The sequence below is a fragment of the Allobosea sp. AK1 genome, from assembly GCF_006714945.1.
GTDB classification, from domain to species: domain Bacteria; phylum Pseudomonadota; class Alphaproteobacteria; order Rhizobiales; family Beijerinckiaceae; genus Allobosea; species Allobosea robiniae.
Genome location: NZ_VFMG01000001.1, coordinates 4,859,115 through 4,871,567, shown reverse-complemented (window position 1 = coordinate 4,871,567; position 12,453 = coordinate 4,859,115). Strand labels below are relative to the sequence as shown.

General features: G+C 68.3%; 11 protein-coding genes. 6 read left to right on the top strand and 5 right to left on the bottom strand.

Annotated features, from left to right (window positions below):
* Nucleotides 1–64 precede the first annotated feature (64 nt).
* Genes FHT98_RS23205 through FHT98_RS23180 form a run of 6 tightly spaced genes read left to right on the top strand, consistent with a single transcriptional unit; the run spans nt 65 to nt 6,131 of the window.
* Complete coding sequence (locus FHT98_RS23205) at nt 65–718, top strand: DUF4129 domain-containing protein (protein WP_248309287.1); 654 nt, start codon at nt 65–67, stop codon at nt 716–718.
* Entirely contained in the window at nt 718–1,953 is a 1,236-nt protein-coding gene (locus FHT98_RS23200; protein WP_142115443.1) for a DUF4350 domain-containing protein, read from the top strand. Before FHT98_RS23205 ends, FHT98_RS23200 begins: the two co-directional genes overlap by 1 nt.
* The gene (locus tag FHT98_RS23195; RefSeq protein ID WP_142115442.1) at nt 1,922–2,878 is read left to right on the top strand and encodes an AAA family ATPase; all 957 of its coding nucleotides are present in this window, start codon (nt 1,922–1,924) and stop codon (nt 2,876–2,878) included. Before FHT98_RS23200 ends, FHT98_RS23195 begins: the two co-directional genes overlap by 32 nt.
* A complete protein-coding gene (locus FHT98_RS23190) occupies nt 2,875–4,188 on the top strand; it encodes a DUF58 domain-containing protein (RefSeq protein WP_142115441.1) in 1,314 nt (437 codons plus the stop codon). The genes FHT98_RS23195 and FHT98_RS23190 overlap by 4 nt, the downstream gene beginning before the upstream one ends.
* A gap of 47 nt (nt 4,189–4,235) precedes the next feature.
* Nucleotides 4,236–5,222 (top strand): stage II sporulation protein M, encoded by a 987-nt coding sequence (locus FHT98_RS23185; protein ID WP_248309286.1) that lies wholly within the window; start codon nt 4,236–4,238, stop codon nt 5,220–5,222.
* Nucleotides 5,223–5,225: 3 nt separating this feature from the next.
* Entirely contained in the window at nt 5,226–6,131 is a 906-nt protein-coding gene (locus FHT98_RS23180; protein WP_091858988.1) for an RDD family protein, read from the top strand.
* Nucleotides 6,132–6,159: 28 nt separating this feature from the next.
* Here FHT98_RS23180 and FHT98_RS23175 read toward each other — a convergent pair whose 3' ends face one another.
* The 5 genes from FHT98_RS23175 to FHT98_RS23155 all read right to left on the bottom strand — a co-directional run bounded on the left by FHT98_RS23175 (nt 6,160) and on the right by FHT98_RS23155 (nt 12,430).
* A complete protein-coding gene (locus FHT98_RS23175; RefSeq protein WP_142115440.1) occupies nt 6,160–6,906 on the bottom strand; it encodes a hypothetical protein in 747 nt (248 codons plus the stop codon).
* A gap of 72 nt (nt 6,907–6,978) precedes the next feature.
* Nucleotides 6,979–8,061, bottom strand: coding sequence for a hypothetical protein (locus tag FHT98_RS23170; protein ID WP_142115439.1), 1,083 nt, complete (start codon nt 8,059–8,061; stop codon nt 6,979–6,981).
* Between the two features lies 1 nt (nt 8,062).
* Nucleotides 8,063–9,592 (bottom strand): class I adenylate-forming enzyme family protein, encoded by a 1,530-nt coding sequence (locus FHT98_RS23165; protein ID WP_142115438.1) that lies wholly within the window; start codon nt 9,590–9,592, stop codon nt 8,063–8,065.
* Between the two features lie 22 nt (nt 9,593–9,614).
* Nucleotides 9,615–11,375 carry an ABC transporter permease subunit gene (locus FHT98_RS23160; protein WP_142115437.1) on the bottom strand — a complete coding sequence of 587 codons (1,761 nt, stop codon included), beginning with the start codon at nt 11,373–11,375 and terminating at the stop codon, nt 9,615–9,617.
* Nucleotides 11,372–12,430 carry an ABC transporter ATP-binding protein gene (locus FHT98_RS23155; protein WP_061968204.1) on the bottom strand — a complete coding sequence of 353 codons (1,059 nt, stop codon included), beginning with the start codon at nt 12,428–12,430 and terminating at the stop codon, nt 11,372–11,374. The genes FHT98_RS23160 and FHT98_RS23155 overlap by 4 nt, the downstream gene beginning before the upstream one ends.
* Between the last annotated feature and the right edge of the window lie 23 nt (nt 12,431–12,453).

Here is a 12,453-nt window from a genome sequence, read left to right as displayed (position 1 = left end):
CCGGGTATGGCGCGGCCGGTTTCTTCGCCATAGTGCCCTTCGGCCGCCGACGGATTCGAAGGTTGTGAAGCGACTGCCTCTCCTGCTCGTTGCATTCTGCGCCGTCACCCTGAGCGGCGTGGCGCAGGCCGCCAGCGATGCGGGCGAGATCGTCAGGCTGGCCATCCGCCGCCACGATATCCAGACGACAATGCCGGTGCCCGAGCCACGCCAGCCGGGCTGGCTCGACTGGCTGAAATTCGACCTCTCGCCCGACACGCTGCGCATCTTGCTCTGGGGCGCCGTGATTCTCGGCGTCGCCGTGACGCTCTGGTCCCTGCGCGACAGCCTGCCCGCCTTCAGCCGCTCGCGCCGGATCAAAGCGGCCGAGACAATGTCCGGCTTCTCCGACCCTTCCGGCCGGATGGAGGAAGCACAGCTCGAAGCGGACGATCTCGCGCGCCGGGGGCAGTATGGCGAAGCCATGCATGTGCTGCTGCTGAAGAGCCTCGCCGAAATCCGATTGCGACTCGGCACCAGCTTCTCAGTGTCGCTGACCAGCCGCGAGATCCTGCGCCGGGTTGCCCTGCCACAGAGCGGGACCGGCGCGCTCGGCGCGATCGTCCAGGCGGTCGAGCAGACCTATTTCGGCGGGCGGCCGGCCGGGCAGAAGGACTATCTCGGCTGCCGGCAGGAATTCGAGACGCTGCGGCGCTCGTTGGCGACCGGAGCGGCCTGATGGGGGGAATGACCTTCCAGCCGCGCGTTCTGGCCGCACTCGCCGCGGCGCTCCTTGCACTCTTCGCGGCATCTCTGCTGCTGACGGGGATGGGCGGGCGCGAGGCGGGCGGCCTCGCCTCCGGCGCCAACAGCTATTCCAGCTCCGCCGTCGGGCATCTCGCCTTCCATGACCTGCTCGAGGGTCTCGGCCACAAGACGGTGCAAGCCGAGGACCGCCCGCTTGCCGCCGTCGGCGAGAACGGCGTGCTCATCCTCGCCGAGCCCTCCGGGAGCCTCGCGGGCGAGGAGAATCGCAACAAGCTCCGGATCGCCGGCCGCATCCTGCTCGTCCTGCCGAAATGGACCGTGAAACCGGGCGAGCGGCGCAAGGACTGGATCGGCGAGGCGGAACTGGCTCCAGCGCTACAAGTCCAATCCGTGCTCGGCGCTGCCGTGAGCGGCGGCGATATCGTCCGGAGCAAGCCGCCGGCCTCCTTCCAGAAGACGATTCCAGCGGCGGACCCGACCGTCCAGGGCGAGCTCCAGCTCATCAAGGGCTCGAACCTCACGCCGCTGATCTCGACGCCGGACGGCATCCTGCTCGGCGAGTTGCGGCAGGGCAACCGCCGGACGCTCATTCTGGCCGATCCCGACCCGATCGAGAACCACGGCATCGGCAAGGGCGGGAACGCCACCTTCGCACGCGACATCGTCGCCGCGTTGCTGGACGGGAAAAGCGGCACGCTGGTCTTCGACGAGACCATCCACGGCTTCAGAAGATCGCCGCCGAACCTGCTGAAGTTCCTCTATGAATTCCCACTGAACCTGGTGCTCGTCCAGATCCTGGTCGCGGTCGCGCTATTGCTCTGGGCGGCGATGGGGCGTTTCGGCGCGCCGCTGCCGGCGCCGCGCCGGCTCGATGCCGGCCGGCATGCTCTGATCGGCAATGCCGCGGCGCTGGTCGACTATGCCGGGCACCATGCCGCGATCCTGCAGCGCTATATCGCGATGACGCTTCAGGACGCGGCGCGGGCGTTGCGAGCGCCGGCCGGGCTCGAAGGCGCCGCGCTCACCGAGTGGCTCGCGCGGGCCTCCGAGGCGCGCGGCATCGACCCGAAACCCCTCTCAGGGCTGGGCGACAGCCCTGCGGCCGGCCCCCGCAATCTCGCCTCGCTGCTTGCCGCGGCGCAGGCCCTCCATCACTGGCGCAAGGATCTGCCGCATGGAACTCCGCGACGTCTCGACGATCACTGAAGCGCTTCGCGGCGAGATCCGCAAAGCCGTCGTCGGCCAGGACGAGGTCGTCGAGCTGATGCTCGTCAGCCTGCTCTGCGGCGGGCATGTGCTGCTGGAAGGCGTGCCGGGCACGGCCAAGACGCTGCTGGCGCAGTCCTTCGCCGCCGGGCTGTCGCTGCGCTTCGGGCGTATCCAGTTCACGCCGGACATGATGCCGGGTGACCTGCTCGGCACCAATCTCTTCGATTTCCGCACCAGCAGCTTCAACCTGACGCGCGGCCCGATCTTCACCGACATCCTGCTCGCCGACGAGATCAACCGCACGCCGCCCAAGACGCAGGCCGCACTGCTGCAGGCGATGAATGAGCGCAACGTCACCATCGACGGCACGACCCATCCGCTGGGCGAGGCCTTCATGGTGGTGGCGACGCAGAACCCGATCGAGCAGCAGGGCACCTATCCGCTGCCCGAGGCGCAGCTCGACCGCTTCCTGTTCAAGATCAACCTCGCCTATCCGAGCCGCGAGGAGGAGTTCGCCATCGTCGCGCGGCACGGGCACCGCGCCGCCATGCCGAAGCTCGCGGAGTTCGGCCTTGCCTCTATCGTCTCTGAGCAGGACCTGCTGGCGGCGCGGGCGCTGGTCGGCGGGATCGCTCTCGGCGAGCCTCTGGTCGGCTATGTCGTCGACCTGATCCGCGCGACCCGCAACCATCCGGCGATCGAGACCGGCGCCTCGCCCCGCGCCGCGACGATGCTGGCCTCGGCCAGCCGGGCACGGGCCGCGACGCAGGGGCGCGACTTCGTCATCCCCGACGACGTCAAGGGCATCGCCCTGCCGCTGCTGCGGCACCGGATCGTGCTCGCCCCTAATGCCGAGATCGACGGGCTGGTCAGCGACAAGGTCATCGTGGAACTGATCGACCAGGTCGCCGTGCCGCGATGATCAGGCCGACACCGCGCGCCGTTCTGCTCTTCGGGGCGACCGTGCCGGTCGCCATTGGATTGCTGATCCATGACCAGACGCTCTGGCCGATCGCGCTCGATCTCGGCCTGTTCGTGCTGGCGCTGATCGGGCTCGACGCCCTGCTCTGCGCCCGGCCGTCGCGGCTTTCGCTGACGGTCGATGCGCCACCGCGCTTGTATATCGGCAGCGACGGCCAATTGAGCGTCAGCGGCGCCATCGAAGGCGCATCACGGGCCGTGTCCATCCAGGTCCTGCCGGAGCAGAGCGGCGATGCAGCCCCGCCCGAACCAGCCCGGCTCGATGTCCCGCCGGAGGCTGTCGGATCGGTCACGCTGCCGATCCGGCCACTGCGGCGCGGGCGGATCACGATCGAGGCGTTGTGGCTGCACTGGCGCGGGCCGCTGGGTCTCGCCGGCCGGAGCGAGCGCCGGCCGCAGGCGCTGACGATCGACGTCGTGCCCGATATCCGCGGCATCGCCTCGGCCGCCGTGCAGTTCTTCAGCCGCGATGCCGTCGACGGCATCAAGGTCCAACGCCAGAAGGGCGAAGGCACCGAGTTCGAAGCGCTGCGCGACCATGTCCAGGGCCTCGACAACCGCTTCATCGACTGGAAGCACTCGGCCAAGCATCTCAAGCTGCTGTCGAAGGAATTCCGGATCGAGCGCAACCACCAGATCGTGCTCGCCTTCGACACCGGCTACCTGATGGCCGAGCCGATCGACGGCCTGCCGCGGCTCGATCACGCCATCCATGCCGGCTTGCTGCTGGGCTGGGTCGCGCTGCGCAGCGGCGACCATGTCGGCTCGTTCGGCTTCGATTCACGCATCCGGCAATATCTCCAGCCTTCGCCCGGCCGAAACGCCTTCGCCAGGCTCCAGAATGCGTCCGGCCAGCTCGGCTACCGTGCCGAAGAGACCAATTTCACCCTCGGCCTCGCCGAGCTGAACAGCCGCCTGAAGCGCCGGGCGCTGGTGGTGCTGTTCACCGAGTTCATCGACACGACGACAGCGGGACTGCTGCTCGAAAGCCTGCAACGCATGGCCAACCGCCATGCCGTGATCTTCGTCACCCTGCGCGATCCGCTGCTCGCCGATATCGTCGATGCCGAGCCCGCCGGCTTCGGGCCGGTCGCCGAGGCGGTCATCGCGCGCGACCTGCAGCGCGAGCGCGCCGTCGTGCTGGAGCGGCTGGCGCGGATGGGCGTGCATTGCCTGGAAATCCCGCCGCGCGGCCTCGCCGTCGGCCTCGTCAACCGCTACCTCACGATCAAGCAGAGGGGGCTGCTATAGAACCGCTTCGCCCTTCCGCCGCTCCCCCACCGGCCCCGGTCGCGACCGTGACGCTGCGCAGCGCCGAATTCCGCCGCAGCCGCGAGACGGCCTGGCGGATGCTCGACGGTCTCGTCTCACGTGTCGAGAAGAAGGGCCTGTCGCGCCTCTCCGCCGAGGAGTTGCAGGAACTGCCCTTGCTCTATCGGACCGCGGCCTCTTCGCTTTCCGTCGCCCGCTCGATCGCGCTCGACCGCAACCTCATCCTCTATCTCGAAGGGCTGGTGCTGCGCGCTTTCTTCGTCGTCTACGGGCCGCGCATCGGCATCCTCGAAGCGCTCGGCGGCTTCCTGAAGCGCGGTTTCCCGGCTGCCGTCCGCGCGGCCGGCTGGCACATCCTGCTGGCGACGCTCGCCATCGCCGCCGGAATCGCCATCGGCTACCTGATGGTGCTGCCCAACGAAGCCTGGTTCGGCATGCTCGTGCCCGAGAGCATGGCCGGCGGGCGCGGGGCTGCAAGCACCGCCGACCAATTGCGCCGGACCGAAATCTTCGCGCCCTGGCCCGGTTTCGTCGATTCTTTCGTCGTCTTCGCCAATTTCCTGTTCCGGCACAACGCGACGATTGGAATCATGACCTTCGGGCTCGGCGTGCTCGGCGGCGTGCCGACATTGCTGCTGCTCGGCTATCAGGGTCTCATACTCGGCGCTTTCCTCGCCCTGCACTACAATCGCGGGCTGCTCGTCGATTTCATCGGCTGGATCTCGATCCATGGCGTGACCGAGATCGGCGCATTGATCCTGTGCGGCGCCGGCGGGCTCGTCATCGCCGAGAAGATCCTGTTTCCGGGTCGCTACAGCCGCCTCGACAGCCTGGCCATGGCCGGCAAGGCGGCGGCCGGGCTCGCCGGCGGAGCTGTGCTGATGCTCTTCGTCGCGGGGATCATCGAGGGGGGCTTACGCCAACTCATCGCCTCGACGCCCTGGCGGCTGGCGATCGGTGCGGCGACCGGCGCCCTGTGGACCGCCTATTTCCTCCTGAGCGGCAGGCGCTGAAGCATGGCCCAGCGACTTGACCGCATCAACCGCCTGCTCGACGGCACCACCCGCAACCGGCGCGAGATCAGCACGCCGGAGGGCGTGACGCTGGAGGTCGACATCGCCAACCATGGCGAGCGGCTCGTCGCCTTCCTGATCGACTTCCTGTTCTGGATGCTGGCGACCGCCCTGCTCTTCCTCGTGCTGGGCCTGACCCTGCTCCACGGCGTCACCGGCTCGGTGACGGTCACGGTCGTGCTGTTTCTGTCCTTCCTGCTCCGGAACCTCTACTTCATCCATTTCGAGCTGCAGAGCCAGGGCGCGACGCCGGGCAAGCGCATCGTCAACCTGAAGGTGATCGACCGCAGCGGCGGCCCGCTGCTGCCCGGCGCGATCGTCGCCCGCAACCTGACGCGCGAGGTCGAGATCTTCCTGCCGCTCGGGCTGTTCTTCGCCGTGCCGAAGATCGGGGCCGGCGCGGAATTCTGGACGGCGGCGAGCTATTTCGGCTGGGCGGTCGCCCTCTCGGCCCTGCCCTTCTTCAACCGCGACCACCTGCGGGCCGGCGACCTGATCGGCGGGACCATGGTCATCTCGGTGCCGCGGCGGGCCCTGCTGGCCGAACTCGCGGAGGCGCAGAGCCGCTTCGTCTTCAGCCGCAAGCAGCTCGACGCCTATGGCGCCTTCGAATTGCAGGTTCTGGAGGAGCTGCTGCGCCGCCCGTCCTCACCCGACACGCACAGCATGCAGCGTCAGGTCTGCGAGAAGATCCGCCGCAAGATCGGCTGGACGGAAGAGGTTCCGCCAGTCGAGACGCTCGATTTCCTCAGGGCCTTCTACACGGCCGAGCGGGCGCATCTCGAAGGCGAGCAGCAATTCGGCCGCTACCGCGCCGACAAGCACGAGCCGGCTGCGACCGGCCCGTGAGGGCCTGCCGCAGTTCGGCAAGCGTGCGTCAGTCGAAGACGCTCGCCAGCGTATCGAGGTCGATACCTTCCTTGGCCATGCGCAGATCGTGATAGATCACGGCCGAGAGCACGGCACCGAAAGCGGTCGAGACGACCTGCCAGGCAAAGCCGAGAATATCCCCGATCAGGCCGCCGCCACCGATCCGCGCCAGCACGAGAGCGCCGACCAGGGCGATGACGATGACCAGCAGGAAGAGCCCGAAGATCTGCCAGCGATAGCCCTTGGTCAGCGCGACGCTGCGGCTCATGCTCGCCGTCACCCCGGTCTTCTCGATGACGCAGGCGGGGATCGCGACATAGAGCATGCAGCCGATGATGGCGCCCGGCACGACGAAGAGCAGGAAGCCTAGACCGGTCGCGAGACCGACGAGGATGCCGACACCGATGACGGGAACGGCACGTGCGAGCCCGATCCGCAGGGAGTCGCCGATGGTGAAGGGCTGCTGGCGCATCTCCTGGAAGGCACCGTAAAGGCTCGTCGCCTGCGCCACGGTCTGGAGCACGAAGGTCAGGAGCCCGGTCAGCACCGCACCGAAGGCGATGCCCGACGGCGAGGGGGCACCCGACGACAGCGCGCCCAGCGTCAGCAGGAAGATCGGGATCATCGGCACAAGCGCCAGCAGGGCGAACTTGCCGAACTGACGTCCGAGGATCGCGAAAGTCTTGTTCATGACCGAGCCGATGCGAAACTGCCCGGGCGCGGCGGTAAATCCGCCGGTCGATGTGTTGCTCATAAGGAACCCCGCCGCGAATGAGGCGGAATAGTGGCACGCCCCGTATAGCGGCACAATCCGCGGCAACGCGGGCTACGCGCTTCGCATCAAGGTCTCGCGCAAGCCGAGAAGCGTTTCGCACACGGCTTCCAGCTCGCGGATGTCGAACCCATCCCGCAGCTCCGGAATGTGACCCGCGACCCTGCCGCCGAGGATGCCGGTAAAGCTCGCCCTCCCCTCGGACGACACGACGAGGCCGTTGGCTGCCTCGAAGGACGCGTTCCAGGCGATGGCGTCCTCGCGCTTCAGCCCCGGCGGCAGATCGAGTTCGAGCCTGCCGCCCGCGAGCCGGACCGGATAGCCTCCGGGCAAGCCATCCGGGCCGGGCACATGCCCCTGCCAGGGCCGGCCCGCCGCCATGGCGAGCAGCATCGGCACGCCGCTCGCGCCGGAAATCTCGATCACCGGCTCGGGCGTGAGCTGGATATCGGCGAAGCGGGCATAGACGTCGGCGACCTCCTCGCCATCCAGCCAGACGCGCGGGGCACGTCCGTCGCGTTCCTCGGGACGGCGCCGCCAGGCTGAAAGGTTCTGGTAATGCGCGAGGACCTTGACCTCGGTGCCGGCAGGCACTGCGGCCGAGCCGGCGAAGACGTTGGACAGGATCGCGACATTTCCCATGCCGCAGGCGACCTCGTGCCCCATCGCGCGGATCATGCCGTTGACCACATCGGGGAAGCTGCAATTGACCAGGGTCACCGGCTTGCGGCTGCGCGTGATGGCGGCAGCGACGCGGGCGCTGATCAGCGCCTGAAAGACGGCCGTCGCGCTCAGGCCGCCCTCCGCGACGAGGCGCGTCCAGGCATTGCCGCTCTGGGCGATCACCTGCGAGGTCTGGATCGAGGCGGCCTGCACGACGATGCGCGGGCCGGTCGCCGCGAGCAGCGTGTCTGAGGCGTCCGGAGCAAGCAGATCGATCGCATGGGTGGTGAAGCGCGCCTTCGCTCCGAAGAGCGCGGCGCGGGCATTGGCGGCCGTGCGCAGCCAGTTCAGCCGTTCGAGATTGCGACCGGCAATGACCACATCGACCGGCTCGCGGGCCGTGGCGGCGATGTCGAAGGCGATCCGTGCGGCGAAACCGCCGGTGCCCGAAATGAGGATGTCGCAGCCGGCCATGTCAGCGCCCCGTCCCGGCCCGGTCCCAGCAATCGTCGAGCCGGGGCGAGAGCCTGTGCTTCATGATGCGCTGGCTCGCCGTGCGCTCGAACTCGTCGACCAAGGCGATGTAGCGCGGGTTCTGGTAGGGCGCGAGCCGCTGGCCGAGCCAGCCGGACAAGGCCTGCGGATCAATGATCGCGCCATGACGCGGCTTGACGAAGAGCTTGATGTCCTGCTCGCCGATATCGGCGGCAACGCCGATCATGGCGCAATCCTCGACCGCGTCGTGCTCGGCGGCGACATGCTCGACCTCCCAGGCCGAGACGTTCTCGCCGCGGCAGCGCACGCTGTCGGTCATGCGGCCGTGAAAATAGAGATTGCCATCGGCGTCGAAGGAGCCGAGGTCGCCGGTATGGAGGGCGCCGTTGCGCAGGGCCTTCGCGGTCGCTTCGGGGTTGTCGAGATAGCCGGGGAAGATCGCGCCGGGGATGCTGGTCTCGACGACGATCTCGCCGCGCTCGCCCGCCGCGACGGGCTTGCCCTCGCCATCGAGCAGCCTGACGGCGAACCAGGGCATCGGGCGCCCGACCGAGCCGACCACGCCGCTGGTATTGCAGGTGGTCAGGCTGGAGGCTTCGGTCATGCCGTAGCATTCGCGAATCTCGGTGCCGAAGCGATCGCGGAACTGCGGCCAGATATCGGCCGGGCAGCCGCCGCCCCAGGCGATGCGCACGCCGTGCTCGCGATCTCCAGCGGAAGGCGGCTGCTTCAACAGGATCTGCAGGATGCCGCCGAGATAGTGGATATGGGTCGCGCCCTCCTCCCGGACCTGCGCCCAGAAGCGGCTGGCGCTGAAGCGCTCGACCATGGCCAGCGTCACGTCGCGGATCATCGGCAGCGGCAGAAGCTGGGCGCCGCCGATGTGATAGAGCGGCTCCCAGACGAAGAAGACATCGCCCGGCTTTGCATCGGACAGGCGGACGACGCTTTCGGCCGCCAGCCGCAGCATGCGGTGCGAGACGATCACGCCTTTCGGCCGCCCGGTCGTGCCGGAGGTGTACATGATCGCGAACACGGCATCGGCTGCCGGTGCCGGTTCGTCGAAACGCGCGGGCGTGGCGAGCACGGCGTCGAGCGCGCCGTCCGGCGCATGGAGCAGCACCGGCAGGGTCGCATCCGGCCCCATCGCCTCGGCGATCTGCGGCGCGAGCTCGGCATCGGCCACGACGAGGCGCGGGCTCGAATGCGTCAGGAGATAGTTCAGCCCCTCGCCGCGCTGCTGGGCATTGACCGGCACCCAGGCGACGCCGGCCCTTGCGAGACCGAAGACCACGGCGATGGTCGCGATGGAATTGCGCATCATCACCGCGACGCGGTCGCCCGCGACGATGCCCTGCGCCCGCAGATGCGCCGCGAAGGCGGCCGAGCGCCGCTCGATCTCGCCATAGCTCACCGGCTCTCCGCCGAAGCGGGCATAGATGCGGTCCGGCTCGGCGGCTGCGCGCGCGGTCAGGAGGCCTACGAAGCCGTCTTGGTCTGGGGAGGTCATGGTTGCGCTTCGGTCGACAGGATCAGGAAGAAGAGGAGGAGCGGAAGCGTTCGGCCAGGAGCAGCATCACCGTCACCACCACGAAGACGACGACCGAAACCGCGGCAAGCGTCGGGTTGAGCTGCAGGATCATGTCGTCCCACATCTGCTTCGGCAGGGTCGTCTTAACGCCGCCCGAGATGAAGATCGCGATGGTCAGTTCGTCGAAGGAGGTGATGAAGGCGAAGAGGAAGGCCGCGACGAGGCCGCCCTTCACCAGCGGGATCGTCACGCCCGTGAGGGTGCGGACACGGTTGGCCCCGAGGGTCGCTGCCGCCTGGTCGAGCCGCTGGTCATAGGTCTTGAGCACGGCGGCGATGGTGACGAGCGTGAACGGGATCGCGAGCACCGTATGGCCGATGATCAGGCCGAGATCGGTGGCGACGAGACCGATGCGGGCGAAGAGATAGAACAGCCCGACCGCAATGACGATGCGCGGCACGATCATCGGCGCGAGGAAGAAGGCGAAGATCAGCCCGCTCCAGCGCGTGCGGCTATGGGCCAGCGCCAGCGCCGCGAAGCCGCCGATCGCGGTCGCAGCCAGCGCCGTGGCGAAGGCGACCATGAAGGAACGGATCGTCGCCTGAATCCAGAGCGGCGATTCGAAATAGGTGCGGAACCAGCCGATTCCGTAGCCCGGCGGCGGGAATTCGAGGAATTGCGAGGAGGTGAAGGCGAGCGGGATCACCAAAAGCGTCGGCAGCACGAGGAAGCCGATGACGAGCCAGCAGAAGCCCGGCAGCAGCGCGGCACAGACGCGCTTGCCTAGTACGCGCTGTGCTAAGGCGGCGGCGCGCCCGGCAATGTTGCCCACGACCCCGAGAATGGCGAGGCCGAGATCGCGGATGCGCCCGGCTCCGGCCTGCGCTGAGCCGCCGGCAATCGTCGAGATGCCGAAGAGCCGGTCGTAGATCCAGCAGGAGACCAGCGCCGCCGCCAGCATCATCGCGGCCAGCGCCCCGGCGAAGGACCAGTTCAGCAGCTCCTGGACCTGGGTGATGATGAGCTGCGCCAGCATCGTCTCCTGCCGTCCGCCGAGGAAGGCCGGCACGATGAAGAAGCCGAGCGAGGAGATGAAGACGAGCAGGCCCGCCGCGGCGACGCCCGGCAGCGAGAGCTTGAAATAGACCAGCCAGAAGGCTCGCGCCGGCGCGGCGCCCAGCGTCTGCGCGGCCTGGACGAGGCGGCGGTCGATGCCGGTCATCACCGGCAGCATGGTCATCACGGCGAGCGGCACCATGGCATGGACCATGCCGACCATCACGCCGAACATGTTGTGCAATAGCGGCAGGGGCTGGTCGACGAGGCCGGAGCCCGTCGCCAGCGAATTGATGATGCCGCTGCGGCCGAGCACGATCATCCAGGCGAAGGTCTTGACGAGATAGCTCGTCCAGAACGGCACCATGACGAAGAGCAGCATGCGACCGCGGAACATGTCCGGCAAACGCGCCAGCCAATAGGCCAGCGGATAGCCGATCAGGAGCGACCAGAGCGCAGTCCAGCCGGCGATGCGGAAGGTGATGCCGAGCACGCGCAGATAGACGTCGGTCGCGGCGATGCGCCGATAGGACTCGGTCGACAAACCGCCATTCTCGGGATCGACGACGCTGAGGCCGAGCAATTGCGCCACCGGCCAGGCGAAGAAGACCGCGAGGAAGAGGAGCCCGGGGACCGCGAGCCACAATGGGCCGAACCGGAACCCGCTCCGGCGCGCCGGAGCCGCTCGTGCCGCGACCGCGCTCATGCGACCAGCACCGCCTTGTCGCGGGCCCAGCCGGCGACGATGGCCTGATCGATGGCGGGCACCGGATCGTCCGGCCCGAGCCGCAGCACGAGCGGGCTGCCATCGCCGAGCGCGGCGATCACGCGCGTCTCCGAGCCGGCATAGACGATCTCGCTGACCCGGCCGCTGACGGCGTTGCCGTCGCGCTCGCCGAGATGGAGGTTCTCGGGCCGGATGACCAGCGCCGCATCCTTGCTCTGGCAATGGGCGCCACGCGGCAGGGCGAAGCGGCCATGCGGGGTATCGAGCGCGCCGTTGCCGTCCCAGCTGCCGCGGAAGATGTTGGAGATGCCGATGAAATCGGCGGCGAAGGCCGTGCGCGGGCGCTCGTAGATCTCGCGCGGCGTGCCGAGCTGCTCGATCTTCGCGTGGTTCATCAGGCAGATGCGGTCGGACATCGCGAGCGCCTCTTCCTGATCGTGCGTGACGTAGACGATGGTGGCGCCGCTCTCGCGGTGCAAACGCTTGATCTCGATCTGCATGTGCTCGCGCAGCTTCTTGTCGAGGGCGCCGAGCGGCTCGTCCATCAGGATGATCGAAGGCTGGTAGACGAAGCAGCGCGCCAGCGCGACGCGCTGCTGCTGGCCCCCGGACAATTCGCGCGGGAAGCGCCCGGCGAGATGGCCGAGATGGACCATGTCGAGCGTGGACGCGACCCGGCCGGCGATCTCGGCCGAGGGACGCCCACGCATCTTGAGCGGAAAGGCGATGTTCTCCGCCACGGTCAGGTGCGGGAACAGAGCGTAGTGCTGGAAGACGAGGCCGATATCGCGCTGGTGGACCGGCATGTTCGACTGGTCGCGCCCGTCGATCACCACTCGGCCCTCGCTGGCCTCGACGAGGCCGCAGATGAGCTGGAGCAGCGTCGTCTTGCCGGAGCCCGAAGGCCCCAGCAAGGTGAGGAACTCGCCCTCGGCAACGCTGAGCGAGCTGGGCTCGAGGGCCGTGGTCGCGCCATAGCGCTTGCCAAGTCCTTCGATGACCAGCTTGCCCGTGTTCGGCTCGCGCACAGCCATCCCGGCCCCCGCCCCCGTCACCA